Below are 25430 nucleotides of genomic sequence, written 5' to 3' on the forward strand. Positions count from 1 at the left end.
ACCGTATCCTAACAATAAGACACTATTTCGGCGGATAAATCGTTAAAAACGCATACTTTAGCAACGCTTTTATTTGTGAAAGCAATAAACAGCGACTTTATTACGTCGGCTATTTTTAAAAGTATAGCAATAACAATATGCAAGTGTTCATAAAGATCGCTGGGAATACCTTTAATGAGGAGATAAAAAAGGCTCCACGCTAAACGTGGAGCCTTCAAGCTATCATCCGGTTTTTAGGTTAAGTGCTAGTAATGCTGGATTACTGAACACTTGGTAACAGGCTCTCTGGCATGAGCGTGTTGTGAATAGCCAGCTTAAGCAGAGTATTGGCCTGTTCAATGTCCGGCGCAAAGTAGCGATCTTTATCGTAGAACGATACTTTTTCACGCAACATTTGTTTGGCAATCTCGATACGCTCAGAGGACTTGTTTGGTGCTCTAAAGTCTAGGCCTTGTGCTGCTGAGAGGTATTCGACCGCTAGAATACCGCGAGTGTTTTCGCCCATTTCTTTCAATCTGCGAGCCGCGAATGTTGCCATTGACACGTGATCTTCTTGGTTTGCTGATGTTGGCAAGCTGTCTACTGACGCTGGGTGAGCGAGCGTTTTGTTTTCGCTTGCTAGCGCAGCAGAGGTGACCTGGGCAATCATGAAACCAGAGTTCACACCACCATTATCGACTAAGAACGGTGGTAATTTTGATAATGCGCTATCGATAAGCAATGCCATACGACGTTCAGACAGGCTGCCGATCTCAGCAATCGCCAGTGCTAGGTTGTCAGCTGCCATTGCAACAGGCTCAGCGTGGAAGTTACCGCCAGAGATGATGTCGTCATCTTCAGCAAACACCAACGGGTTATCTGATACGGAGTTCGCTTCTACTTGCAATACTTCGGCGGCGTTGCGGATTTGCTGCAAACACGCCCCCATTACTTGAGGCTGACAGCGCAACGAATACGGGTCTTGTACTTTTTCACAGTTAGTATGCGAATCACCAATGTCACTTGATGTATCCAATAGATGACGGTAGGCCAGTGCAGCGTCCATTTGGCTGCGATGACCACGTACACGATGAATGCGCGGATCGAATGGACGTCGGCTGCCGAGAGCGGCTTCGACAGACATTGCCCCACATACTGTAGCCGAAGCGAAAAGATCTTCCGCGATAAACAGACCTTCTAATGCGAACGCTGTTGATGCCTGGGTACCATTTAGCAGCGCTAAACCTTCTTTCGGCGCCAGAGTTATGGGTTCTAGACCTGCGATTTTTAACGCTTCTTGCCCAGAAATGATATTACCGTTGTGACGAGCTTGTCCTTCACCTAGTAATACTGTGCTCATGTGGGCCAGAGGAGCTAAGTCACCTGATGCGCCAACAGAGCCCTTTTTAGGTACACAAGGGTAAACTTGTGCGTTAACTAGGTCGGTCAGCATATTAATGACTTTTAGGCGAATACCAGAAAAACCACGAGACAGACTATTGATTTTCAATACCATCATCAGACGAACCGTTTCGTCTGACATAAACTCACCGATGCCTGCTGCATGAGAAAGAACGATACTGCGTTGCAGAGTTTCTAAATCTTCTGGTGCTATTCGTGTGTTAGCCAATAGACCAAAACCAGTGTTAATCCCGTAAACCGTTCGATCTTCCGCGATGACACGATCCACGACTTGCGTGCTTTCTTCAATGGCCGGAATGGCTTCAGGATCCAAAGTAAGGTTGACTGGTGAACGGCTCACTTGGCGTAGTTCGTTTAAGCTAATATGACCTGGCTTTAGCGTTAAATTTAACATCTCTTTCATCCTTACTTGAGCTTCTTCAGTTCTTCGTTGAGCATTGGCAAATCTAGCCCTTGCTCTGCTGCACATTGTTTAGCAATATCGTATCCCGCATCAGCATGACGCATCACGCCTGTTGCTGGGTCGTTATGCAGCACGCGGGCAATACGTTTTGAGGCATCTTCACTGCCGTCACAGCAGATAACCATACCTGAGTGTTGCGAGAAGCCCATACCTACACCACCACCGTGGTGCAGTGAAACCCAAGTTGCGCCGCCCGCCGTATTGAGTAGTGCGTTTAATAGTGGCCAGTCTGATACGGCGTCAGAACCGTCCATCATGCCTTCTGTTTCTCGGTTCGGGCTTGCAACGGAGCCAGAGTCTAAGTGGTCACGACCAATGACAACAGGCGCCTTAAGTTCGCCATTTTTCACCATTTCGTTGAATGCTTGACCAAGACGCTCACGATCTTTAAGACCAACCCAGCAAATACGCGCAGGTAAACCTTGGAACTGGATGCGCTCGCGAGCCATATCTAGCCAGTTATGTAAGTGCGGATTATCTGGAATTAGCTCTTTTACTTTTTGGTCGGTTTTATAAATGTCCTCAGGATCGCCAGAGAGAGCAGCCCAACGGAAAGGACCGATACCTTCGCAGAATAGTGGGCGAATGTAGGCTGGAACAAAGCCAGGGAAATCAAATGCGTTTTCTACGCCTTCTTCCAAGGCCATCTGGCGGATGTTGTTACCGTAGTCGAGTGTTGCGGCGCCGCGATTTTGTAGCTCTAACATGGCTTGAACTTGCACTGCCATGGATTTTTTGGCTGCTTTAACAACCATTGCTTCATCTTGCAAACGCATTTCTGCCGCGTGAGACATGCTCCAGCCTTGTGGTAAGTAGCCATTGAGCGGGTCGTGTGCAGATGTTTGGTCTGTTACTACATCAGGCGTGATATTACGTTCTACCAACTCAGAGAAAACGTCTGCTGCATTACCTAGTAGACCAACTGATACTGGTGTGTCTGATTCTTTGATGATAGCAAGCGCTTCATCTAAAGATGTCGCTTTCTTATCGACATAGCCTGTACGTAGGCGGTAATCGATACGCGATTCATCACACTCTATCGCAATCATGGAGAAGCCCGCCATCGTACCAGCTAGAGGCTGAGCACCACCCATACCACCAAGACCGCCAGTTAGAATCCATCGGCCTTTTGCTTCGCCGTCAAAGTGCTTTTTCGCAACAGATACGAATGTTTCGTATGTGCCTTGGACGATGCCTTGTGAGCCAATGTATATCCAGCTGCCAGCGGTCATTTGGCCGTACATCATCAAGCCTTGTTTATCGAGCTCGTTGAAGTGTTCCCAGTTTGCCCAATGAGGAACGAGGTTTGAGTTTGCGATAAGCACGCGTGGGGCGTTTTTATGGGTAGGGAAAACACCAACAGGCTTGCCTGATTGAACTAAAAGCGTTTGGTCATCTTCGAGTCTTTCAAGTACTTCAACAATCTTGTCGTAACATTCCCAGTTTCGTGCCGCACGGCCAATGCCGCCATATACAACCAGCGAATGTGGATGTTCTGCAACATCAGGATCGAGGTTGTTCATCAGCATACGAAGAGGGGCTTCGGTTAGCCAAGATTTTGCGCGCAGTTTATCTCCGTGAGGTGCACGAATTGTTCTGCTTGTATCAAGTCGTGGATCTTGTCCCTGGCGCTGTGTCATTTCAGACTCCTTTAGTTTCTCGTGATGACCAAGTACTTGCTTGGTCGTAATAATAAGTGGCATCTAGGATGCGTTATGGTTTGTGTTGCTTTTCCGCCATCGCGTTGGCGATATCCCAACACAAACGGGCAGCTAAGCGTGCAGTTTGACTATCGACGTCATAATTAGGGTTGTATTCGGCGATATCAGCCAGCATGAGCTTATTTTTGTAATGAAGAATTCGATCTAAAAAGGGGGCAATAGTGTCGTAACTAACTCCCCGAGCTGCTGGTGCGCTGACCCCAGGTGCGGTTGCCGCAGGAAATACATCCAGATCAATGGTCAAATAGAGGTAGTCACAGTCGTCAATAAAGTGTTGAAGCTGGGTTAAGTGATAACTGTGGTTTAGGTAACAAAGCTGATTGTCTTCTACATACCAAACATTTAACGCATCTGCTTTTTCAAACAGCGCTTTAGTGTTGCTGCTGCGGCTTACGCCAATGCAAGCGTAATGAAAGTCCCAATCGTTACGTTGGCAAAAATGATGAATTTGGTTGAAGGGGGTGCCAGAGCTTGGTTTGATGTCGGCGATGCTGCTCTCGAATGCGCGTAAATCGAAATGCGCATCGAAATTGATAATACCGATTTTAGGCTTCTTTTCTGGATGGTGCGCTTTAAAATACTCCGCTAAGCCGGAAAACGAGGCCCACGCAATCTCATGCCCACCACCTAACACGATGACTGGCGTATGAGGTAGTGCGCTTGAAATGGTTGCCGCACATAGAGATTGGTTCTCTTCCAGTAAGTCGTCTTCGCACACCACGGTGCCTAAGTCATATAGTGGGACGTCTTGGTGCCATGCTAAATTAGCTAGTGCTCGTCGGATTAAATCTGGCGCTTTTTTCGCACCAATGCGTCCTTTGTTTCTGGCTACGCCAGCGTCGGTAGCAAAACCCAGTAATGAGACGCCATGCGCAACGCCCCCCAACTCATCTGCTTTCTGGCGTTGAACCACGTGATGAATTCGCTGACCAAGTTTGCCGTCCTCGGCATCATGACGGCCTTGCCAATGAAATAGGGGAGAGTGTAAGTCGAATTGAGACATATTATTGGCCTCCGTGTGAAATGTATTCACCATTTACTATACGACCTACCAGACGTTTTGCTCCGACTTGATAGCTTAAATCTGCAGGGCTTTCGATATCCCAGATAGAGAAGTCCGCATCAAACCCTACTTTGATTTCGCCACGTGAATTTTGATAACCCAGAGCTTTGGCTGCATGTTGCGTTACACCACGCAGTGCTTCTTGCGGTGTAAGGCGAAATAGTGTGCACGCCATATTCAGCATGAGTGTGAGATCAGAAAACGGTGATGTACCTGGGTTGACGTCCGTAGCAATTGCCATCGGCACGTTATGCTCTCTCAACAGCTCAATCGGTGGTAACTGAGTTTCTCTTAGAAAATAAAAAGCGCCAGGCAATAGAGTGGCGACAGTGTTTGATCGAGCAAGTGCTTTAACACCTTGCTCATCTAAAAACTCGATGTGATCCGCTGACAGACCGTTGTATTGCGCAGTGAGGGCTGTACCACCGAGATTCGAAAGTTGCTCTGTATGCCCTTTAACCTTTAAGCCGTGGCGTTTTGCAGCTACAAACACTTTTTCTGTTTGTTCAAGATTGAAACCAATCGATTCACAAAAAACATCGACACTTGTGGCTAATTCTTCCTTTGCGACAACAGGGATTATGTCCTGACAAATGTGCTCAATATAATCATCTGCACGGCCTTGGAACTCTGGCGGAATGGCGTGAGCGGCGAGAAGTGTAGTGGTGATTTTAACTTTACGCTCTTGTTCAAGCATTTTGGCTGCACGGAGCATTTTTACTTCATCATTCAGTGTCAATCCGTAGCCTGATTTCACTTCGACAGAAGTGACGCCGCTCGCGAGTAGCCCGTCTAAACGTGGCAACGCTAACTCAACTAATTGCGCTTCGGTTGCTGAACGCGTCGCATGCACCGTTGAAAGTATCCCACCGCCTTGTTTGGAAATTTCTTGATATGGTACGCCGTTTAAGCGCATTTCAAATTCGTTGGCACGATTGCCCGCATAAATAAGATGAGTGTGGCAGTCGATCAAACCTGGCAGAACTAACTTGCCTTGAAGGTCGATACTCTGAGCGTAATGTTGGGCAGACAGCAGAGACTCGGTTTGCGGTTCGTCTTCACCAATTGCACAGGTACTGATCGCAACGATTTTTCCAGATTGAATGCCAATACGAGCAGGAGACGTTGGCAGATAACCGCGCTCTCCCGGTTGCATGGTGACCAGACGTGCGTTTTCAATCAGCAAATCCATGTTTGTGTCCCTGTGTTTATTTGTATCATTAAATGTATATACAAATAAATAGAGCAAAATAAGAACACTGACAAGATTGATGTTGCTAAAATGTGATCAAACGTAGATCTATAGGACCAATCTTGTCATTAAATGAGCACTTTTGAGCTCAGCTTATATTTGTTACCAGGGTGATAAAGTAGGGCGGTACTGACTAACTTATCTTGGCTCCACGTTCTGCGATTCAAGAGAAGGCAAGGCTCATTGGCTTGCATTTTTAAGTCTTGCTTAATACGGCCGTCAGGCACAATTGCCTCTACGGTATGTTCAATAGCGCTGAGTGGGCAATTATCTGACAGGTATTGATTCGGAGTGATTTGTGTGAAGTCTTGATTTAAATAACTCGGGGCATATTGGCTGTTCACCCAGCGGAGTTCCAATTGAATAGGCGTTTGGTCTTCATAGTGAATGATTTCACTGTAAAACACCGTTGTGCCAAGCATGACGCCGAGTTTTGTCGCAATGCTGTCATCTGCTTTTATGGCAACTTGTTTGAGCACTTTACTGCTATATTGTCGCCCTCGGTCGCTGACTTCTTCGGCAATGTTTCGAATGTCTAACAGAGGAGATTCTGACTTTTCACCAGGATCACACACAAACGTACCTAAGCGTGGGCGACGTTGTAATCGGCCCTCATTAACTAAGTCCCGAATTGCTTTGTTCACTGTCATTCTACTGACACCAAATTGCTCGGTAAGCTCAATCTCTGTGGCGATACGATGACCAACTATCCACTCTCCAGCATCAATTTTATCGAGGATAAATTGTTTGATTTGAATGTAGAGTGGTGCAGACATAATGATTCCCTTTTATTTGACTATACAAATACTGCTTAATTTAGGTACAAATTGCAAACATTTCTCGACAAATGCACCACTTAGTGACAGAACAATCCTATTGTGGGGCTGAATGATTCTTGCTGTTGAGCATTATTTGGATTGATGATGGAATTCGAACATTTTCTTGTGGTCTATTGCTTGCAGAGTATAAAACAATTGTGTAAACAAACGATTATGAGAAGAAAAGTCGCTAAAAAGGAAAAACATGTTTAAAAAATTGAAAGCATCACTGGGGATCGGTTCTGCAAAAGTAGATACGATTTTAGACGAAATGAGCGTGTTTCAAGGAGCGACGCTGAAAGGGCATGTTCATATCAAAGGCGGAGACGTCGAACAACAAATTGATGCTATTACTATTAAATTGAACACAGAGATGAAAGTCGAAGTGGATGATAGCGTAAGTTACCAAACGTTCACTATTGATCAGCTGAAGGCGGTAGACCCCTTTGTGATTCAACCGAATGAAGAGAAGCAGGTTCCGTTTGAGCTAAAACTGCATGATGAAACGCCAATTACTGCGGTTAGCGCACTTAAGAATCAATGCCATGTTTGGGTTGAAACGACATTAGATATTGATTTTGCGATTGACCCGCGTGACCGTGACTATATTGAAGTGAAACCACTACCAGTAGCATCTCGCGTTATTCAAGCGATCGAGCAAGCTGGTTTCACTATGGTTAAAGCCGATGTTGAAAAAGGCTTTTTGCGCGGTGGCTCGTTTGCTTCTCGCTCTGGAATTTATCAAGAGCTAGAGTTCCGAAATAACGGCTTTATCTCATCAAAAGAAATTGAGCTTTCTTTTATTCTGGAAGGGCAGGTCATGCATTGTTTGGCGGAGGTTGACCGTTCGCTCAGCTTGGCTGGGGACCAGTATCGCTCGTTTACGTTGCCGATCAATGCAACTGATGCTCAAGTCGCTGCCGCGGTTGCACCAACGCTAAATCTATAGTTCTCATCAACTTGATGAGAATATGTACCGATATCCTATTGTGAAAGCGATATCGGTACTGTTATCCATGTTTCGTGCGTTCTCTACGGCTAAAAACTCAAGCGCGGAGTTTTCCATTAGATATCGATAGCCTAATACCAGTTCATTAGAGGCATCAGCAAACTCTGCGGGTCCTTCTGTTGAGCCTTGATACCAATGGTATTCAAACATCAGGTGGTGGTTATCTTCCAACGCATAACGGTACCCAGCTGCAACGGCAATCGTATTATGCCGATAGGGTAGATCCAGCAAGGCGCGATCATCTGAGCGAAAAGTCATGCCAACCATCGAGTAAAATGCATGGGCGTCACTCAAATAACTGTAATTTATTTGGAAGCCTTGCTCGAAATTACAGCCTTGAAAAGTCCCGTGAGCAACATCATTAAAATATAAGCTGCCACCAATAGATAGGCCGTGATGTTCATTCTGAAACACTTGATATTGCAAATAAGTAGATAAGTTGTTGGCAAGCGTTTGTCCTTCGAAATCATCTTCTAGCACATCATATTGCGGCATTGATATGTAAAAACGATCTCTGTCTACTTTGTCTCGGCCATTCTGTCCGATACCGAAAAGGTTATGGAAGCTTTTAGTCAGTCCATCTAAATGGTTATCAGCGGCAAAAACCCACCGATAATTGAGTTCCCATTGCCAACTGCTATTGATTTGCCACTTGCTGCCAATTTCGATTTGGTTGTGGTAATAATCCAGTGCGTATTCATCAGTATGAGCCCAAACACTGGCCACGGTTCCTGAGCCATAGGTTTCGACAAAATCAGAGGGAAGGCTATGCCCTGAGCGCAGTATATTGGTATGGCTAACCACTTGCATCGGAGATTGTGCGTAAGAACGTAGCGGCCCATACAGGTCATTTGATGCCATGGCTGGTACACAGCATATTGAAGTGCTTAGAAGCCCCATAAAGCGCGATTTGAAATAGATCATGATGAACACCTACATGCAAACTACTCAATAAAACAACTATATACCTAAATTGCACTTTGAGGTGGAACTAGGTGTGCTGGGTCCTGTGTTAGTTAATATGTATTAGGAACTATTATACCAGTTGTGTATTCAAGTTCTATTGGGAGGGGGGAACTCTGTTTACAAGTGATGTGAGCCCTTAAGAAGAATCATCAGATTGTTGCCACGAGGGTTGAGGTTAAGTTCTTATGATAAAACAAAATCGCGCTTTGCAATCTAAATGTGAGCTAGGTACAATCCCATTTTCGATAACGGTCCGGTATTCGTGTTACCGAGAGGCCTTTATTGACTCTCAACTATTTTCAACAAATAGCTTCTAATTTGAATAACATGTGTTGCTTGGTGTGCAACACCACTGTAAAGGACATAGCATGCCTATTATTACTCTTCCTGACGGCAGTCAGCGTCAATTTGACAACCCAGTTTCTACTATGGAAGTTGCGCAATCGATCGGTCCTGGTCTTGCAAAAGCAACGATCGCTGGTCGTGTAAACGGTAACCGCGTTGATGCGTGTGACCTAATTGAAGAAGACGCAAGCCTTGAAATCATCACAGTAAAAGATGAAGTAGACGGTTTAGAAATCGTTCGTCACTCTTGTGCTCACCTTCTTGGTCACGCTCTTAAGCAGCTTTACCCACAAGCTAAAATGGCGATTGGTCCAACCATCGACAACGGCTTCTACTACGATATCGATCTAGATGAGTCTCTAACGCAAGAAGATCTTGAAAAGATTGAAAAGCGTATGAAAGAGCTAGCGAAAACCAAGTACGAAGTTGTTAAGAAAAAAGTAAGCTGGCAGGAAGCGCGTGATACGTTTGAATCACGTGGCGAACCATACAAAGTGGAAATCCTAGACGAAAACGTATCTCGTGATGATCGTCCAGGTCTTTACCACCATGAAGAATACATCGACATGTGTCGTGGTCCTCACGTTCCTAACATGAGCTTCTGTCAACACTTCACTCTATTGAATGTGGCAGGTGCTTACTGGCGTGGTAACAGCGACAATAAAATGCTTCAACGTATCTACGGTACGGCTTTCCACGATAAGAAAGCACTGAAAGCGCATCTAACTCGCCTAGAAGAAGCAGCGAAGCGTGACCACCGTAAGATTGGTAAGCAACTAGACCTATTCCACATGCAGCAAGAAGCACCGGGTATGGTGTTCTGGCATCACAATGGTTGGTCTATTTTCCGTGATCTGGAAGTATTCATCCGCGCTAAGCTAGATGAGTACGGTTACCAAGAAGTAAAAGGTCCGCTAATGATGGACCGTGTTCTTTGGGAACGCTCAGGTCACTGGGATAAATACGCTGATGCAATGTTCACAACTTCTTCTGAGAACCGTGAATACGCAATTAAGCCAATGAACTGTCCAGGTCACGTACAGATCTTCAACCAAGGTCTAAAATCGTACCGCGACCTACCGCTACGTATGGCAGAGTTCGGCTCATGTCACCGTAACGAACCATCTGGTGCACTGCACGGCATTATGCGTGTACGTGGCTTTACTCAGGATGATGCTCACATTTTCTGTACTGAGAGCCAAATCCAAGAAGAAGTAACAAACTGCATCAAGATGGTGTACGATACGTACCAAACATTTGGTTTCGACAACATCGTAGTGAAACTGTCTACTCGTCCAGAGAAACGTGTAGGTTCAGATGAAATCTGGGATCAATCTGAAGAAGCATTGAAGCAGTCTCTTGAATCGATGGATATCCCATACGAAATTCAAGAAGGTGAGGGTGCGTTCTACGGTCCTAAGATTGAATTCACACTATACGATTGTCTAGACCGCGCTTGGCAGTGTGGTACTGTCCAGCTAGACTTCAACCTACCAGGTCGCCTAGGCGCTACTTATGTAGGTGAAAATAACGAACGTCTTGTACCGGTAATGATTCACCGTGCGATTCTAGGTTCACTAGAGCGCTTCATTGGTATCCTTATCGAAGAATATGCTGGTTTCTTCCCAACTTGGTTGGCGCCAGAACAAGCAGTTCTTATGAACATTACTGATAAACAGTCAGGTTATGTTCAAGAAATAGTACAAAAACTACAAAAAAGTGGAATTAGAGCTAAAGCGGACTTGAGAAATGAGAAGATTGGCTTTAAAATCCGCGAACATACTTTGAAGCGTGTACCGTATATGCTTGTTGTTGGTGACCAAGAAATGGAAGCTGGCGAAATTGCAGTACGTACTCGTAAAGGTAAAGATCTTGGTAAATTTAAAGTGGATGATTTTATTGCATACATCCAAGACGAGATCTCTAGCCGTAAGCTCAATCTGGAGGAATAAGCTATTAAAGGCGGAAGACGTGGCCAACAGCCGGTAAAACAAAACCCGCACCGTATCAACGGTGAAATTCGTGGTATTCGTGAAGTTCGACTAACAGGCGCTGACGGTGAATCAGTTGGTGTTGTATCGATTCAAGAAGCCATTGCAGCTGCTGAAGAAGCTGGTATGGATCTCGTTGAGATCAGTCCTAACGCCGAGCCACCTGTTTGTCGTGTGATGGACTATGGTAAGTTCCTCTTCGAGAAGAGCAAAACTGCTAAAGAGCAGAAGAAGAAGCAAAAGCAGGTCCAGATCAAGGAAGTAAAATTCCGTCCTGGAACTGATATTGGAGACTATCAGGTAAAACTACGCAACCTGACGCGTTTCCTTGAAGAAGGCAACAAAGTGAAGGTAACAATTCGCTTCCGTGGCCGAGAGATGGCACACCAAGACATCGGTGTTGACGTTCTAAATCGTCTTAAGGAAGATACTGCAGAACTTGCTGTGGTTGAATCTTTCCCTAAGAAGATTGAAGGTCGCCAGATGATCATGGTGCTAGCCCCTAAAAAGAAGTAATTAACGGCTCATCAAGTAATTAAAACCTAGCCGCTTTCCTTTCGATAAAGGCATAACGGCTGGGTTTTGTTCGCCCTAATTACGTTGTTTATTAAACCTACTCAATGCGGAGTTATTCATCATGCCTAAGATGAAAACCAACAAAGGTGCTGCTAAGCGTTTTAAGAAAACTGCTGGTGGTATTAAGTACAAGCACGCTACAAAACGTCACATCCTGACTAAGCGTACTACTAAGAACAAGCGTCAACTACGTCCGAATGCAATCCTTCCAAAATGTGAAGTGGCTGCAGTAATCCGTATGTTGCCATACGCTTAATTCTTTTTAGTTATCAATCGTTTAGTTTAGGAGAAGCATAATGCCTCGCGTAAAACGTGGTGTACAAGCTCGTGCACGTCATAAGAAAGTTCTAAAACAAGCTAAAGGTTACTACGGTGCGCGTTCACGTGTTTACCGCGTAGCTTTCCAAGCAGTTACTAAAGCTGGTCAATACGCTTACCGTGACCGTCGCGCTAAGAAACGTCAATTCCGTCAACTATGGATTGCACGTATCAATGCGGCATCTCGTCAAAATGGTCTATCTTACAGCCGTTTCATCAATGGTCTTAAGAAAGCATCTATCGAGATCGACCGTAAGATCCTTGCGGACATCGCAGTATTCGACAAAGCTGCATTTGCAGTTCTAGTTGAAAAAGCGAAAGCTGCTCTTTAATTAGCAGTTTAGGATTAAGAGAAGGAGAGCATTAGCTCTCCTTTTTTATTGCTAAAATATATACCCAAATGACTTTTAGCTTGGCTATTTAGAGTATTGTTTATCAGTCTTCTCAACTTATTGGTTAGCATCTTATGTTAGTTATAAGGTAGCTTGGGTATAAATTTTTACGTTTATAAGGAATTAAAAATGATCTACACAACGACCGAAAGCATTCCAGGCAAGCAGATCTCTGAAATCAGAGGGGTTGTAACTGGTAATGTTGTTCAATCAAAGCATATTGGCCGTGACTTCATGGCGGGTATCAAAAGCATTGTTGGCGGCGAAATTCGCGGTTACACGGAAATGATGACCGACGCGCGTGATATAGCTATACAGCGCATGGTAGCAGACGCTGAATCTAAAGGTGCAGATGCGATTGTAGGGATTCGATTTACCACGAGCTCAATCGTAGATGGTTCTTCGGAAATTTTGGCATTTGGTACTGCGGTGAAACTTGCGGACTAATATACGAGGAAAAGCGTTGCTAGGGATGGTGAATTTTTATTCATTTGTCGTTTTTTCTTTTTAGGTTAATTATTCTAGATTTTCGCAGAGCGAATAGGCTTATATTCTTAACTTTACGTTACTATTAAAATTAATCCTAATAATTTAGAGTAATTGCTTCACTTTTGTTTTGTGTATCATTTTATATTCATAATGAAATTGAATTCATATTGAATTTTCCATTTATCGTGTGAATTTTGATTTCGATATATTAATTCATGTTTTTCTTATAAAAATATGAACTTATACCTTGCCAAGCGGTTCTAAATTGTTACAAATACTATACAGCTGTAACATTGCCAAAAGGAATTGTAGATGAGAGATCTGACTCCCGAATACTTGCTAGCCGCATTACGCCAAGCGATTAAAACAAAAGGGCTAACATATCGAGAGCTATCTGAGAAAATGGGCATGCCGCTGTCCACTTTTAAGAGACACTTAACAAGCACAAATCTCGCTTTGGATAAACTGCTTGAATATTGTAGAGCTGTTGATTGCACGTTAGATGAACTACAAAAGCTTGCGAATCAATTACAAGGCGAAGACGAGGATTACTTTAGCCGTACGCAAGATGAAGTCTTTTTTCAATTTCCCCATCTTTACGATTTTTATCGTGAATTGAGAATGCTGCGAGGCAAAGATGGATATTCCATTTTAAAGAAAAAGTATGATTTGTCTGAGCAGAGCATGTCTGATTACCTAAAAGCTTTGGAGTTATTGGATCTTGTTTACGTTGATGAAGATAAAAATATAACGTTGCACGGGCCGTTATATTACAGCTATGCAGAAAACTCCAAGCTCAATGATAAATATACGGAAATCATAAAAGAACAGACAACAACCCACGATAAATGCGTTCGTGTGGCTTTGGCACGCATGAAAATTACCGAAGAGCAGCTTTTGCAATTGGAAGATCAAGTCGCAAAAACGGTTATCGATTTTCATTCCCAAAATGTTGTGGCAGAGAACTTCAACGTCTCTGATTTTACTAATATTGTTCTACTTGCAGGGCCACATCAACCAGTCACATTCTCTGATGGAATTATCGAGACAGAAGGGCGATTTATTGACGATATTCGTTATGCCATTGCATCTGCAGGTGATAAACCAAGCCTCTCGATTTAGAAATTCAGTCTTTTACTTAAAGAGAATCGCTTTCTCACTATGTTATTGAGTTTTGCAGCTCTAATATTGAAAGGAAGCAGTAAAAGAAAAGCCCAAGACAGAGCACACTTTGTAAATAGAGCATCTATCAGTTGCTGTTTTGAATCCAAACTTTAAGTGTTTTGGGCTTTTTTGAATAACATCATTTCAATATCACTCGTTGTCCAATTTTTAAGGTTCTGAATTTTGGGGTTATGTCCCCGCACTCCACTCTAGCCTTTCCTTACAATCAAATCATTCTCGCTGAACCAAGCATCTTGATGTTACTTGGTTATATATAATTAAAGCTTATTTTTCGGTTAGCTATAAATTCACACTTGCAATGTTTGTTTTTTGATCTATTATGACGAAGTGTCATTTATGACGGTTCGTCAAATTTAGTGGCGTTCCTGTATTCAAGAATCGTGTTACAATTATTGGGAGTGTGTTGGTATACGGATCAAAGGATTATGTTTAACTTTCGCTGTAAAAAAGATAGCAAGCAAGACGGATGTCGTACGTCTTCAGGGCTAACTAAAAAACAACAGGCGATTGCTGATCGTGAAATAGAGCTTATTCAATTGGCTAAGTCTCTGGTTCAAGAGCAAGGCTTTGCCAACTTAACGATGGACAAGCTCACAGCGGCAAGCCCTTACTCGAAGGGAACGATCTACAATCATTTTTGCAGCAAAGAAGATGTAATTCTTGCGCTTTGTATTCACTCGCTGAGAAGCGAAGCAATATTTTTCGAACGTACCGCTAAGTTCAATGGCAATACCAGAGAAAAAATCATTGCTATGCATGTAGGTTATCGTATTTACGCTCGTATGGAGCCTGTACTATCAACCTGTGCGATTGTTGCAAAGACGCCTTGGGTCCTAGAGAAAGCTTCGCCTAAGCGTGTGAATGAATTGAACAACTTAGAAGAACAAGTAATAGATGGTGCTGATGCGTTGGTGAATAATGCGGTGGAATGTGGGGACCTTAAGTTCTCTCCCGCAATTGGTTCTGATGCCATCGTATTTGCTAACTGGTCTATTGCCTTCGGTTCAAACGCTCTAGCGCAAAATGCATCGAACAGTCGATGTATTCAGCGAATTCAAGATCCATTCTCAGTACTGCATAACGCGAATATGTTACTTGATGGTTTAGGGTGGTCACCTTTATCGACAGAGTGGGATTACCGTAAAACGTGGCGTCGAGTGGAACAGGAATTGTTCAGCGAAGAGCTTGCTTATTTAGAGTCTGTGAATCGCTAATCGTTATAGAGGCCATCTAATATTTTAGTTGGCTTTTTTATTACACCATTGTGACGAATCGTCAAAAAATTAGAAATTGGTACTCAAATTACCGATCTCGAGAAGTATAGGAAGTTACTCAAAAACTAACTTATATAACCAAATAAATTCGATCTGATTTTTATATGTTGAAGTTATCTGGTTATCACAGCATTCGCTGTTTTTTTAGTTTTTAAATTTGACGAAACGTCACAAAAGGAGAGTGTGATGCCACATCACAACGTTCAACAACAAGCCCGAATCGGCTGGGTCAAGCTACCAACGAATTACAGTGTGTTGGTTGTGCTTGCTACCGTTTTATTGATTGTTATAGCAACTATTGGAGGAAAAAATCTTTACTTTAGAGGGGATTACGACATCTTTTTTGATGGAACAAATGAGCAGTTACTTGCGTTTGATGAAATTCAGACTACCTTTGCAAAATCTGACAGTCTTGCTTTGGTCATAGCGCCAAAAAATGGCACTGTTTTTACTCCGAACACCTTATCTCTTATTCAGCAGATCACTGACGAGGCGTGGCAAGTCCCATACTCCACCCGTGTTGATTCCCTTGCTAACTACCAGCATACCGAAGCGTTTGAAGATGATCTTCTTGTCGAAGATTTACTGTATAGCGAATATGAATTGACGCCTCAGCGAATCGAGAAAGTCAAAAGTATTGCGTTGAGTGAGCCGGTTTTGAAAAGTTCACTGATTTCCGAAAAAGGGGATGTCACGGTCGTGAATATTACGGTCCAACTCCCTGAGGTCGATAAAACCGCTGAAGTACAAGAAGTGGTTGCCTACATAAACGGAATGATTGAGCGTTATCAGCAAGTGTACCCGGATACTGATTTCCACAAAGCCGGTATTATTGCAATGAACTACGCGTTTATGACCGCAGCTCAAGATGACAGCGCGACGCTAGTGCCGACCATGCTACTAGTGATATTGGTTTTCCTGACTCTCATGTTGCGCTCATTGCTTAGCGTCATCGCGACACTCATCGTTATTATCGGCTCAGTTATGGTGACAATGGGCTTATCAGGATGGGCTGGTATGTTCTTAAGCACGGCGACAGTTAATGTGCCTACCTTGGTGATGACGCTTGCCGTCGCTGACTGTGTACACATCATAGCGACGATGCGTCAGTCTATGCAAAACGGCTTTAGTAAAGCCCATTCTATTGAACGAAGTATTGCGCTCAATTTCATGCCCATCCTGATTACCTCCATTACCACCGCGATCGGCTTTTTAATGATGAATATGTCGGATTCTCCAATCCTGAGAGATTTCGGCAACCTATCAGCCCTTGGCGTCATGATTGCTTGCTTCCTTTCCATCACATTACTTCCGGCGTTACTTCATATCCTTCCTGTTAGGGTGAAGTCAGACACTGCTGATGAAAGAAAGCACTTTATGGATCACTTAGGGGATTTCGTGGTGTCAAAGCGACATGCGTTATTGCCGTTGTCGGTGCTTGTTATTGTCGCGAGTGCGAGTTTGATTCCGCTGAACAAAGTCAACGATGAATCCGTCGAGTACTTTGGTCATAGCAATGAATTTCGTCGAGCGGCTGATTTTATGGAAGAGCGAATCAGTGGCATGGCGAACATCAGTATCGCGATAAAAACTAACGAATCGCAGGGTATTGCGGATCCTAATTTTCTCAATACCGTGGGTAAATTTACTGACTGGCTAAGGTTGCAGCCAGAAACGGACCATGTTGCGACCTTGAGCGATGTTTATAAGCGTCTAAACAAGAACATGCATGGAGATGATCAGGCTTATTACTCGCTCCCTCAAGACAGAGAATTAGCGGCTCAATATCTGCTGCTTTATGAAATGTCACTACCGTATGGCTTAGATTTGAACAACCAAATCAATGTTGATAAGTCGTCAATCAAGATGGTTCTCACTGTGGAGAACTTGGGCAGCGTCGAGCTTGTTGATTTGGAAAATCGTATTTACCAATGGTTTAACGAAAACGCGCCTCAGTATGATGTTGTTGCTTCTAGTCCATCACTGATGTTTGCGCATATTGGCGAAACGAATATGGCTAGCATGCTGTCAACCTTGCCTATCACTCTGGTCTTAATTTCGGCATTACTGATCTTTGCCTTACGCTCGTTCAAGCTCGGTTTAATCAGCCTGGTCCCGAATATCGCCCCTGCGCTTATTGGTTTTGGTATTTGGGCGCTGGTTTCTGGTGAAATTAATTTGGGGTTGTCTGTTGTTGTGACGTTGACGCTTGGCGTTGTGGTTGATGATGCCGTTCATTTTCTCTCTAAATACCAACACGCTCGTAAAGATGGCCATAGCGCGGAACAAGCGGTTCGTTACGCTTTTCGCACCGTGGGGCGCGCGCTTTGGGTTACGACTGTCGTGCTTGTTGCTGGTTTCTCCGTTTTGGCGATGTCGAGCTTCCGCTTAAATGCCGATATGGGGCAGTTGAGTGCCATTGTTATCTTCATTGCTCTTGTTGTGGATTTCATCTTTCTACCGACTCTACTGATGTTGTTTGACAAAGGCGTCTACGACGAGGTGGACCGCCGAAACAAGCTTAAATCAACTGACTCTCAAACCACGGCTGTTATTCAGTCATAACGAATCAAAGGATTGAACATGAATTTACTAAAAAATGCCTTAAAAGTATCTGCACTTTCTGTCTCGCTTTTTATGAGTCATGCGGTGTTAGCGGATGAAGCGAAAGGATTAGAAATTGCTCAAGAGCGCAAAGCCCGTGATGAAGGGTGGGGGGATTCTGTTGCTACTATGAAAATGATTCTGCGGAACGCACAAGGAGAAAGCAGCACACGTTTAATGCGCCTTCAATCACTCGAAGTTGAGGACGATGGTGACAAAGGACTCACAATATTTGATGAACCAAGAGATGTGAAAGGCACCGCGTTTCTCAACCACTCTCATACAGTGGGTGCCGATGACCAGTGGCTTTACCTTCCAGCACTGAAGCGTGTGAAACGTATTTCCTCGCGTAACAAATCAGGCCCTTTTATGGGCAGTGAATTTGCGTATGAGGATCTCAGTTCTTTTGAGATCGAAAAATATCGTTTCAATTACTTAAAAGATGACACCATAAATGGGCAAGATGTTTTCGTCATAGAGCAAATCCCGACCGACAAAAATTCAGGTTATACCAAGCAAACGGTGTGGTTAGATAAAGCGCATTACCGCCCACTGAAAGTTGAGTTTTACGATCGCAAAGGGTCGTTGTTAAAAACGCTTTCTTTCTCAGATTACAAGCAGTACCTCAACCAATATTGGCGAGCGCACACCATGGCGATGACAAATCATCAAACAGGAAAAAGCACTGAGCTAACAACAAGTGAAATGCGCTTTAACACTGGGCTCGAAGACAATGATTTTCATAAGAATGTGTTAAAGCGAGTGAGGTAGTGGAGGAGAAATGAACCGATCAAATGTTGGGTTGTTGCTTAGCGCAGCAACCTCTTTTTACTCGATGCCTCTTGCCGCCGTTGAGCTTGCTGGACAAGTCAATATTGAGCATCGTCAGTTTTTTGAAACTGGCTCTCAGGGCCAGAGCAAAGCGCAAACGTCATTGGTTTTGCAGCCAGAATTTTACTGGGAGATGCAAAATGGTGATGCGAGCTTTACCCTCACACCTTTCTATCGTTTGGATAGTCTAGACGATGAGCGAAGTCATGGAGACATAAGAGAGGCGCTTTATCTGACGTACTGGGATGATTATGAGCTTCGAGTTGGGATTAGTAAGGTTTTTTGGGGAGTGACGGAATCCGCCCATTTGGTTGATGTAGTAAACCAGACAGACGCCATTGAAGCCGTCGATGGTGAAGATAAGCTCGGTCAGCCGATGTTGCATTTTACCTCATTCAAAGATTGGGGCACCGTCCATGCAATGTTATTACCTTACTTTAGGGAGCGAACGTTTGCGGGTACTGACGGGCGCTTGCGAACCGAACCTGTTGTCTCAGATGATGCTATCTATGAATCAAGCAGAGAAGAAAAGCAGGTAGATGTGGCTTTTCGATATTCGAAAATGCTTGGCGATTGGGACGTAGGCCTGAGCTATTTATATGGAACAAACCGGGATCCTTACTTTCGTTTTGAGTACGGGGAATTAAAGCCTTACTACGCTCTGATGAGTCATGTCGGTCTCGATGTACAAGGAATCGTTGGCGATTGGTTATGGAAACTCGAAAGTGTTTATCGAGATAGTGCTGATAATCATGTTGGCCTTGTGACGGGATTTGAGTACACCTTCGTTGGCGCATTTGACACGGTTTGGGATGTGGGTGTGATTGGTGAATACCTCTATGACAGTCGTGGGAATAATGCACAAACTATCGGTCAAAATGATGTGTTTGCAGGCATTCGTTGGGCGCTCAACGACGAGGACGGAACGGAATTATTGACGGGAATCACAAAGGATTTAGATAACGCCGATGTTTACAATGCCAAGTTAGAAGCCTCGAGCCGAATATCGAATAACTTTAAGTGGCAAATTGATGCTTGGTTGTTCAAAAATGAAACGCCAAACGATTTGCTCTATTTCGCCCGAGATGACGATTTTATCGAGCTATCTATTCAATACTATTTCTAAAACACAAAGGGCACAACTTAACGGCAGATTAATGAAAGATGACATTTTTGACGTTTTTGTGCTCTTTTTATTCAATAACCTCTTCTTTTCGTAATTCAGTTTGGCATTGGTGCCCGGTTTGGCTACTATGTACAGCTATCAAAAAACCAATCACTCCCTTATGGACACTACCAACAGGTAGATGAGGAAACGATGCAACATCTAGAAGAGATCATTGCTAGCGCGAGCACTGCAATTGAAGCTGCCGAATCGCTAGTCGCACTTGATGAAGTGCGTGTTCAGTATCTGGGTAAAAAAGGTGAGCTAACTGCTCAACTTCAAAGCCTAGGCAAACTACCACCAGAAGAACGCCGTGAAGCTGGTCAAGAAATCAACAAAGCGAAAGGCGTCGTTCAGCAAGCTATCGCAGCTCGTAAAGACGCACTACAACGTGCAGAGCTTGAAGCGAAACTAGCCGCTGAAACAATTGACGTGACATTACCAGGTCGTCGTATTGAGAACGGTGGTTTACACCCAGTAACTCGTACTGTAGAGCGTATTGAGAAATTCTTTGGCGAACTTGGTTTTAACACCGAAGCTGGCCCAGAGATCGAAGATGCATTCCACAACTTTGATGCGCTAAATATTGCCGCTGATCACCCAGCGCGTACTGACCACGATACTTTCTTCTTCAATCCAGATTTGATGCTTCGTACTCATACGTCAGGCGTACAGATCCGTACGATGGAAAATGGTAAACCACCATTCCGTTTCATCGCACCGGGCCGTGTATACCGTAACGACTACGACCAAACTCATACCCCAATGTTCCACCAAGTGGAAGGTATGCTGGTTGATGAGAACGTAAACTTTGCACAGTTGAAAGGCATCCTGCACGATTTTCTATGTAACTTCTTCGAAGAAGAAGTAGAAGTACGTTTCCGTCCATCTTACTTCCCATTCACTGAACCTTCAGCTGAAGTAGACGTGAAAGGCAAAAACGGTAAATGGTTAGAGGTACTAGGCTGCGGTATGGTTCACCCGAACGTACTACGTAGCGTAGGCATCGATCCTGAAAAATACTCTGGTTTCGCATTCGGTATGGGTGTTGAGCGTCTAACGATGCTTCGTTACGGCGTGAACGATCTACGTGCGTTCTTCGAAAACGATCTTCGTTTCCTAAAACAGTTCAAGTAATCCAGAGGGTTCATCAACATGAAATTCAGCGAATCATGGCTTCGTGAGTGGGTACACCCAGCGGTTACTACTGACGAACTCACTCATCAAATTACAATGGCCGGCCTAGAGGTAGACGACGTTCTTCCTGTAGCGGGTTCTTTCACTGGCGTTAAAGTGGGTCACGTTGTTGAATGTGGTCAACACCCAGACGCAGACAAACTTCGCGTTACTAAAGTTGACGTGGGTGAAGAAGAGCTTCTAGACATCGTTTGTGGCGCACCTAACTGTCGCCAAGGTCTGAAAGTAGCGGTAGCAACAGTTGGTGCTGTTCTTCCAGGCGATTTCAAAATCAAAAAAGCGAAACTACGTGGCCAGCCATCTCACGGCATGCTTTGTTCGTTCACTGAACTAGGCATTGATGTTGAGTCAGACGGCATCATGGAACTAGCAGAAGACGCAGTAATCGGTACTGATTTCCGTGAATTCCTAGGTCTAGATGACGTAACGGTAGACGTAGATCTAACAGCAAACCGCGCTGACTGTTTCAGCATTCGTGGTTTAGCTCGTGAAGTTGGCGTACTAAACCGTGCTGACGTGACTGAGCCATCAGTAGAAGCAGTTGCGCCTTCAATCGATGATAAAGTGTTTATTGAAGTGAAAGCGCCAGCAGCGTGTCCACGTTACCTAGGTCGTGTAGTTAAGAACGTAAACGTTCAAGCTGAAACACCACTATGGATGCAAGAGAAACTGCGTCGTTGTGGTATTCGCTCTATCGACCCTGTTGTAGACATCACTAACTATGTTCTTCTAGAGCAAGGTCAACCAATGCACGCATTCGATCTAGCGAAGATCGAAGGTGGCATCGTAGTTCGTATGGCTGAGCAAGGTGAGAAGCTAACACTTCTTGACGGCAGCGAAGCAGAACTAAACGCAGATACATTAGTTGTTGCTGACCACAACAAAGCACTTGCAATCGCAGGTATCTTTGGTGGTGAAGAGTCTGGTGTAACAACTGAGACTAAAGACGTTCTACTAGAGTGTGCATTCTTTGCACCTGACCACATCCGTGGTCGCGCTCGTAGCTACGGTCTGCACACTGATTCTTCAATGCGTTTCGAGCGTGGTGTGGATTACGCACTGCAAGTGAGCGCAATGGAGCGTGCAACTCAGCTTCTTGTTGAAATTTGTGGCGGTGAAGTAGCACCTGTTGTTGCAGTAGAGTCTGAAGCAGATCTACCTAAGCCAAACAAAGTTGCTCTACGTCGTACGAAGCTAGACAACCTACTAGGTCACCACATTGCTGATGCTGACGTAGTAGAAATCCTAGAGCGCCTAGGTTTGACTGTTGAAGCTTCAGAAGAAGGTTGGATGGCAGTAGCGCCAACATGGCGTTTCGATATCGCTATCGAGCAAGACCTGATTGAAGAAGTTGGCCGTATCTACGGTTACGACAACATTCCTAACCAACACCCAGCTGCAGCACTTAAGATGCACAACCACGTTGAAGCGGATCTTCCACTGAAACGCGTTCGTGATCTTCTTGTTGACCGTGGTTACCACGAAGCAATCACATACAGCTTCGTTGAGCCTGAGCAACAAAAGCTAGTGGTACCTGGTGTTGAGCCTCTAGTGCTTCCAAACCCAATTTCTGCAGACATGTCAGCAATGCGTCTTGGTCTTATCCAAGGTCTGCTGAACACGGTTGTTCACAACCAGAAGCGTCAACAGCCACGTGTTCGTCTATTCGAATACGGCCTACGTTTCATCCCATGTGAATCTGCAGAAAACGGCATGCGCCAAGAGCCTATGCTTGCAGGTGTTATTGCTGGTACTCGCGGTGAAGAGCACTGGGATATCGAAACTAACACTGTTGATTTCTTCGACCTTAAGGGCGATCTAGAAGCGATTCTAGAGCTATCTGCGAACGAAAAAGCGTACTCTTTCGCAGCACTGTCACCTGAAAGCAAAAAAGCTAACCCAGCACTTCACCCAGGTCAATCTGCGGCAATCATCGTAGACGGCAAAGAAGTAGGCGTGATCGGTACCGTTCACCCTGAGCTTGAGCGTAAGTTTGGTCTAAACGGTCGTACTATCGTATTCGAAATCGAATGGTCTGCAATCAACAGTAAAGTGATCCCAGAAGCGGTTCAGCTTTCTAAATTCCCATCAAACCGTCGTGACATCGCAGTAGTTGTGGACGAAGCGGTAGCATCTGGTGACATCGTTAATGCTTGTTTAGAGCAAGGTGGCGAGTTCCTTAAAGATGCGAAACTGTTCGACGTGTACGTAGGTAAAGGCGTTGAAGACGGTAAGAAGAGCCTAGCAATCGCTTTGACTCTACAATCAGTTGAGCGCACGCTTGAAGATGCAGATATCGCAGGTGCGGTTGACGCTATCGTTGCTCACGTTTCTGAGAAGTTTGGTGCTGCTCTACGTGACTAATCGTTAGACGAACTATCTCTCTTAAGAAACTAAAAACCCTGTCAAATCGGCAGGGTTTTTTTATGTTGAGCATTATCTTATTGTGATTCACGTACTAGGCCGTTTACGTCAACTCCCACAACCTCAAAAATCTGGACCAAACTTGAGGTAACGCTTAATCGAGATTTGGCATATATCGTTTTTCCGCCAACAGACGCTAACGCAAGTTTATTGGCAGCTAGGCGGCGAGTGAGAGGGTATAGCTAAGCAGAAGTGGGAGCGTAAGAATACTGAAAAAGTTGCCAAATAGTACCATTGACGCCACTTTCATGGGCTCTATATTCAGCCTTTCCGCAAATAGGTAATTCATGACGGCTGGTGGCAGCATTGTGAAGAGTACCATCATTTGCAATTGCATCGTTGGAAGGGGAATTAACCAATAAATAAGTGCAAATGCAACCGCCCCAGTTGCCAGCGACTGCACGGTACACAATACACCAACCTTTAAACCGTCCACTCTTAAATGACACATTTGCGCCCCCAGGGATAAAAGCATCACGGGTACCGCCGCTTGGCCCAGTAGAGCAGTCGCTTCGTATAAAGGTGCCCATGCCCCCACATTTGACACGTTGAGAAACAGAGCCAACGACGCAGCTAAAAAGATTGGCATCTTGACTATTTGCTTAAAAGGGTTGCCATGACTAAGTAGCATTACACCTAAACTAATGTGCAAGCATGCTGACACGACAAATAGCAGTACTGCTGAGGATAGCGCAGTTTCTCCAAACGTATAGGTAAACAAAGGAATAGCAAGGTTTCCGCTATTGCGAAACATATGTGGTGGTGCCCAGGTTTTAAACGACAGTGACGTCAATCGACATACAGGGATCATGAGTAGTGCGGGAACCAAAACCGCGACAATTGCTGCAAAAAGGAGTGGTCCCTGATTCGAGTCTAACGGCATGCTAACGAGCGAAGAAAACACCAGCGCAGGTGTGAAAACCTCAATGTTAATGCGGTTGATTGGACGAAAGTCAGGCTTGATGTAACGACCTACCAAATAGCCGACGCCGACAAGAGCAAAAACAGGGAAAAGAATATTTATGATTTGATTAATCATGGTCGCCTAGATGAAGTGTAAGGAGCTAATGTGGAGATACACGAAGAAACACATTATCAACCTTTATATATTGCGTCATCGCTGAACAGTGAGAAGCGTGGGTTTAATCAAGCTTTCTAAGCACAGTTACAAAGCCAGGTGGTCATACCATTTAGTTCAATTGTTACGTATCGAGTTACATACAAATCACTGAATTTACGACAAGTTCTATGTCAAGTGTCTGTTAAATAACCAATCTCTGATATTTTTATTAAATAGTGATTAATGTTGATATTTTAACTACTTTTAGTTTTATCAGCTGGATTTTTTTCCTATTAAAGAGAAAACAAAAACAAAAATATCAAAATGTTGGCGTTTAACAATAATTTACATAGTGCTATTCCTTTTGTTCGCCAAGAAAAAAGTTGGCGAAAATCATAAGCTTGTCATACACTTCCTGATGTAACCCCGATATGTTGTTGAATTGGTAGGGTAAAACTGCTCTGGCGCTACACTAACGTAGCATTGTTTAACATAGCTTTGAGGAAAGTTTTATGGCGCTCACAAAAGCCGAACTGGCAGAAAACCTGTTTGATAAATTAGGATTTAGTAAGCGGGACGCCAAGGAAACGGTGGAAGTGTTCTTTGAAGAGATTCGTAAGGCACTGGAAAGTGGCGAACAGGTAAAACTGTCAGGTTTTGGTAACTTTGATCTTCGTGACAAGAATGAACGACCTGGTCGTAACCCGAAAACTGGTGAAGATATTCCAATTACTGCTCGACGTGTAGTGACTTTTCGCCCGGGTCAGAAGTTAAAAGCTCGTGTAGAAAACCTGAAGAAAGTACAGTAAGCCGAATAAATGGATCACGCTAAGGCGTGGTCTTTTTTTTGCGTAAAACTTGTGTCGCATATAAACGAAAACCACCG

21 protein-coding genes are annotated in these 25430 nt (G+C 44.2%); 14 read left to right on the forward strand and 7 right to left on the reverse strand.

Going from position 1 to position 25430, the window contains the following annotated elements; translation table 11 throughout:
• Window positions 1-259 precede the first annotated feature (259 nt).
• The 5 genes from hutH to hutC all read right to left on the reverse strand — a co-directional run bounded on the left by hutH (window position 260) and on the right by hutC (window position 6676).
• Entirely contained in the window at window positions 260-1795 is a 1536-nt protein-coding gene (gene hutH / locus L3V32_RS03430; RefSeq protein WP_012841910.1) for a histidine ammonia-lyase, read from the reverse strand.
• Between the two features lie 11 nt (window positions 1796-1806).
• Window positions 1807-3504, reverse strand: coding sequence for a urocanate hydratase (gene hutU / locus L3V32_RS03435; protein WP_237283810.1), 1698 nt, complete (start codon window positions 3502-3504; stop codon window positions 1807-1809).
• 73 nt (window positions 3505-3577) lie between these two features.
• Window positions 3578-4588, reverse strand: coding sequence for a formimidoylglutamase (gene hutG / locus L3V32_RS03440; protein ID WP_005395886.1), 1011 nt, complete (start codon window positions 4586-4588; stop codon window positions 3578-3580).
• Between the two features lies 1 nt (window position 4589).
• Window positions 4590-5840, reverse strand: coding sequence for an imidazolonepropionase (gene hutI, locus L3V32_RS03445; protein WP_005395887.1), 1251 nt, complete (start codon window positions 5838-5840; stop codon window positions 4590-4592).
• A 128-nt stretch (window positions 5841-5968) separates the two neighbouring features.
• A complete protein-coding gene (hutC, locus tag L3V32_RS03450) occupies window positions 5969-6676 on the reverse strand; it encodes a histidine utilization repressor (RefSeq protein WP_006743323.1) in 708 nt (235 codons plus the stop codon).
• 247 nt (window positions 6677-6923) lie between these two features.
• Here hutC and L3V32_RS03455 point away from each other — a divergent pair, with 247 nt between their 5' ends.
• Complete coding sequence (locus L3V32_RS03455; RefSeq protein ID WP_237283811.1) at window positions 6924-7667, forward strand: sporulation protein; 744 nt, start codon at window positions 6924-6926, stop codon at window positions 7665-7667.
• 6 nt (window positions 7668-7673) lie between these two features.
• Here L3V32_RS03455 and L3V32_RS03460 read toward each other — a convergent pair whose 3' ends face one another.
• Window positions 7674-8651 carry a DUF3187 family protein gene (locus tag L3V32_RS03460; protein ID WP_237283812.1) on the reverse strand — a complete coding sequence of 326 codons (978 nt, stop codon included), beginning with the start codon at window positions 8649-8651 and terminating at the stop codon, window positions 7674-7676.
• Between the two features lie 410 nt (window positions 8652-9061).
• Here L3V32_RS03460 and thrS point away from each other — a divergent pair, with 410 nt between their 5' ends.
• From thrS to pheT, 12 genes are all read left to right on the forward strand, one after another.
• A complete protein-coding gene (gene thrS / locus L3V32_RS03465; RefSeq protein ID WP_005395892.1) occupies window positions 9062-10990 on the forward strand; it encodes a threonine--tRNA ligase in 1929 nt (642 codons plus the stop codon).
• 3 nt (window positions 10991-10993) lie between these two features.
• Window positions 10994-11545, forward strand: a complete 552-nt coding sequence (gene infC / locus L3V32_RS03470; protein ID WP_074191168.1) for a translation initiation factor IF-3 — start codon at window positions 10994-10996, stop codon at window positions 11543-11545.
• Window positions 11546-11666: 121 nt separating this feature from the next.
• Window positions 11667-11861 (forward strand): 50S ribosomal protein L35, encoded by a 195-nt coding sequence (rpmI, locus tag L3V32_RS03475; protein WP_005377932.1) that lies wholly within the window; start codon window positions 11667-11669, stop codon window positions 11859-11861.
• Between the two features lie 40 nt (window positions 11862-11901).
• Entirely contained in the window at window positions 11902-12255 is a 354-nt protein-coding gene (rplT, locus tag L3V32_RS03480; protein WP_004727974.1) for a 50S ribosomal protein L20, read from the forward strand.
• Between the two features lie 189 nt (window positions 12256-12444).
• Window positions 12445-12762 carry a heavy metal-binding domain-containing protein gene (locus L3V32_RS03485; protein ID WP_237283813.1) on the forward strand — a complete coding sequence of 106 codons (318 nt, stop codon included), beginning with the start codon at window positions 12445-12447 and terminating at the stop codon, window positions 12760-12762.
• Between the two features lie 354 nt (window positions 12763-13116).
• Window positions 13117-13926: a helix-turn-helix domain-containing protein gene (locus tag L3V32_RS03490; protein ID WP_046874836.1), complete on the forward strand. Its 810-nt coding sequence runs from the start codon at window positions 13117-13119 to the stop codon at window positions 13924-13926.
• A gap of 488 nt (window positions 13927-14414) precedes the next feature.
• Window positions 14415-15203 carry a TetR/AcrR family transcriptional regulator gene (locus tag L3V32_RS03495; RefSeq protein WP_005395898.1) on the forward strand — a complete coding sequence of 263 codons (789 nt, stop codon included), beginning with the start codon at window positions 14415-14417 and terminating at the stop codon, window positions 15201-15203.
• A 246-nt stretch (window positions 15204-15449) separates the two neighbouring features.
• On the forward strand, window positions 15450-17828 hold the full coding sequence (locus L3V32_RS03500; RefSeq protein ID WP_237283814.1) for an RND family transporter: 2379 nt from the start codon (window positions 15450-15452) through the stop codon (window positions 17826-17828).
• Window positions 17829-17846: 18 nt separating this feature from the next.
• Window positions 17847-18638 carry an outer membrane lipoprotein-sorting protein gene (locus tag L3V32_RS03505; protein ID WP_005395903.1) on the forward strand — a complete coding sequence of 264 codons (792 nt, stop codon included), beginning with the start codon at window positions 17847-17849 and terminating at the stop codon, window positions 18636-18638.
• 10 nt (window positions 18639-18648) lie between these two features.
• Window positions 18649-19824, forward strand: a complete 1176-nt coding sequence (locus L3V32_RS03510) for a hypothetical protein (RefSeq protein WP_167426676.1) — start codon at window positions 18649-18651, stop codon at window positions 19822-19824.
• A gap of 192 nt (window positions 19825-20016) precedes the next feature.
• Complete coding sequence (gene pheS / locus L3V32_RS03515; protein WP_005385470.1) at window positions 20017-21000, forward strand: phenylalanine--tRNA ligase subunit alpha; 984 nt, start codon at window positions 20017-20019, stop codon at window positions 20998-21000.
• Between the two features lie 18 nt (window positions 21001-21018).
• On the forward strand, window positions 21019-23424 hold the full coding sequence (pheT, locus tag L3V32_RS03520) for a phenylalanine--tRNA ligase subunit beta (protein ID WP_237283815.1): 2406 nt from the start codon (window positions 21019-21021) through the stop codon (window positions 23422-23424).
• A 217-nt stretch (window positions 23425-23641) separates the two neighbouring features.
• On the opposite strand, the gene L3V32_RS03525 is transcribed toward pheT, so the two are convergent.
• Entirely contained in the window at window positions 23642-24523 is an 882-nt protein-coding gene (locus L3V32_RS03525; protein ID WP_005395910.1) for an AEC family transporter, read from the reverse strand.
• A gap of 533 nt (window positions 24524-25056) precedes the next feature.
• On the opposite strand from L3V32_RS03525, the gene ihfA reads away from it, so the two are divergent.
• Window positions 25057-25353 carry an integration host factor subunit alpha gene (gene ihfA, locus L3V32_RS03530; protein WP_005377899.1) on the forward strand — a complete coding sequence of 99 codons (297 nt, stop codon included), beginning with the start codon at window positions 25057-25059 and terminating at the stop codon, window positions 25351-25353.
• Window positions 25354-25430: the final 77 nt, after the last annotated feature.

Origin of the sequence: Vibrio sp. J2-4 (assembly GCF_021728155.1) — a bacterium.
GTDB classification, from domain to species: Bacteria; Pseudomonadota; Gammaproteobacteria; order Enterobacterales; family Vibrionaceae; genus Vibrio; species Vibrio diabolicus.

What these genes read in the sequence shown, in the direction of transcription:
- hutH (WP_012841910.1), bottom strand. Translation starts at nt 1,795, where the DNA reads ATGTTAAATTTAACGCTAAAGCCAGGTCATATTAGCTTAAACGAACTA.
- L3V32_RS03460 (WP_237283812.1), bottom strand. Translation starts at nt 8,651, where the DNA reads ATGATCTATTTCAAATCGCGCTTTATGGGGCTTCTAAGCACTTCAATA.
- L3V32_RS03505 (WP_005395903.1), top strand. Translation starts at nt 17,847, where the DNA reads ATGAATTTACTAAAAAATGCCTTAAAAGTATCTGCACTTTCTGTCTCG.
- hutU (WP_237283810.1), bottom strand. Translation starts at nt 3,504, where the DNA reads ATGACACAGCGCCAGGGACAAGATCCACGACTTGATACAAGCAGAACA.
- pheT (WP_237283815.1), top strand. Translation starts at nt 21,019, where the DNA reads ATGAAATTCAGCGAATCATGGCTTCGTGAGTGGGTACACCCAGCGGTT.
- L3V32_RS03495 (WP_005395898.1), top strand. Translation starts at nt 14,415, where the DNA reads ATGTTTAACTTTCGCTGTAAAAAAGATAGCAAGCAAGACGGATGTCGT.
- L3V32_RS03510 (WP_167426676.1), top strand. Translation starts at nt 18,649, where the DNA reads ATGAACCGATCAAATGTTGGGTTGTTGCTTAGCGCAGCAACCTCTTTT.
- hutC (WP_006743323.1), bottom strand. Translation starts at nt 6,676, where the DNA reads ATGTCTGCACCACTCTACATTCAAATCAAACAATTTATCCTCGATAAA.
- pheS (WP_005385470.1), top strand. Translation starts at nt 20,017, where the DNA reads ATGCAACATCTAGAAGAGATCATTGCTAGCGCGAGCACTGCAATTGAA.
- L3V32_RS03525 (WP_005395910.1), bottom strand. Translation starts at nt 24,523, where the DNA reads ATGATTAATCAAATCATAAATATTCTTTTCCCTGTTTTTGCTCTTGTC.
- thrS (WP_005395892.1), top strand. Translation starts at nt 9,062, where the DNA reads ATGCCTATTATTACTCTTCCTGACGGCAGTCAGCGTCAATTTGACAAC.
- rpmI (WP_005377932.1), top strand. Translation starts at nt 11,667, where the DNA reads ATGCCTAAGATGAAAACCAACAAAGGTGCTGCTAAGCGTTTTAAGAAA.
- L3V32_RS03500 (WP_237283814.1), top strand. Translation starts at nt 15,450, where the DNA reads ATGCCACATCACAACGTTCAACAACAAGCCCGAATCGGCTGGGTCAAG.
- hutG (WP_005395886.1), bottom strand. Translation starts at nt 4,588, where the DNA reads ATGTCTCAATTCGACTTACACTCTCCCCTATTTCATTGGCAAGGCCGT.
- hutI (WP_005395887.1), bottom strand. Translation starts at nt 5,840, where the DNA reads ATGGATTTGCTGATTGAAAACGCACGTCTGGTCACCATGCAACCGGGA.
- rplT (WP_004727974.1), top strand. Translation starts at nt 11,902, where the DNA reads ATGCCTCGCGTAAAACGTGGTGTACAAGCTCGTGCACGTCATAAGAAA.
- L3V32_RS03485 (WP_237283813.1), top strand. Translation starts at nt 12,445, where the DNA reads ATGATCTACACAACGACCGAAAGCATTCCAGGCAAGCAGATCTCTGAA.
- L3V32_RS03455 (WP_237283811.1), top strand. Translation starts at nt 6,924, where the DNA reads ATGTTTAAAAAATTGAAAGCATCACTGGGGATCGGTTCTGCAAAAGTA.
- L3V32_RS03490 (WP_046874836.1), top strand. Translation starts at nt 13,117, where the DNA reads ATGAGAGATCTGACTCCCGAATACTTGCTAGCCGCATTACGCCAAGCG.
- ihfA (WP_005377899.1), top strand. Translation starts at nt 25,057, where the DNA reads ATGGCGCTCACAAAAGCCGAACTGGCAGAAAACCTGTTTGATAAATTA.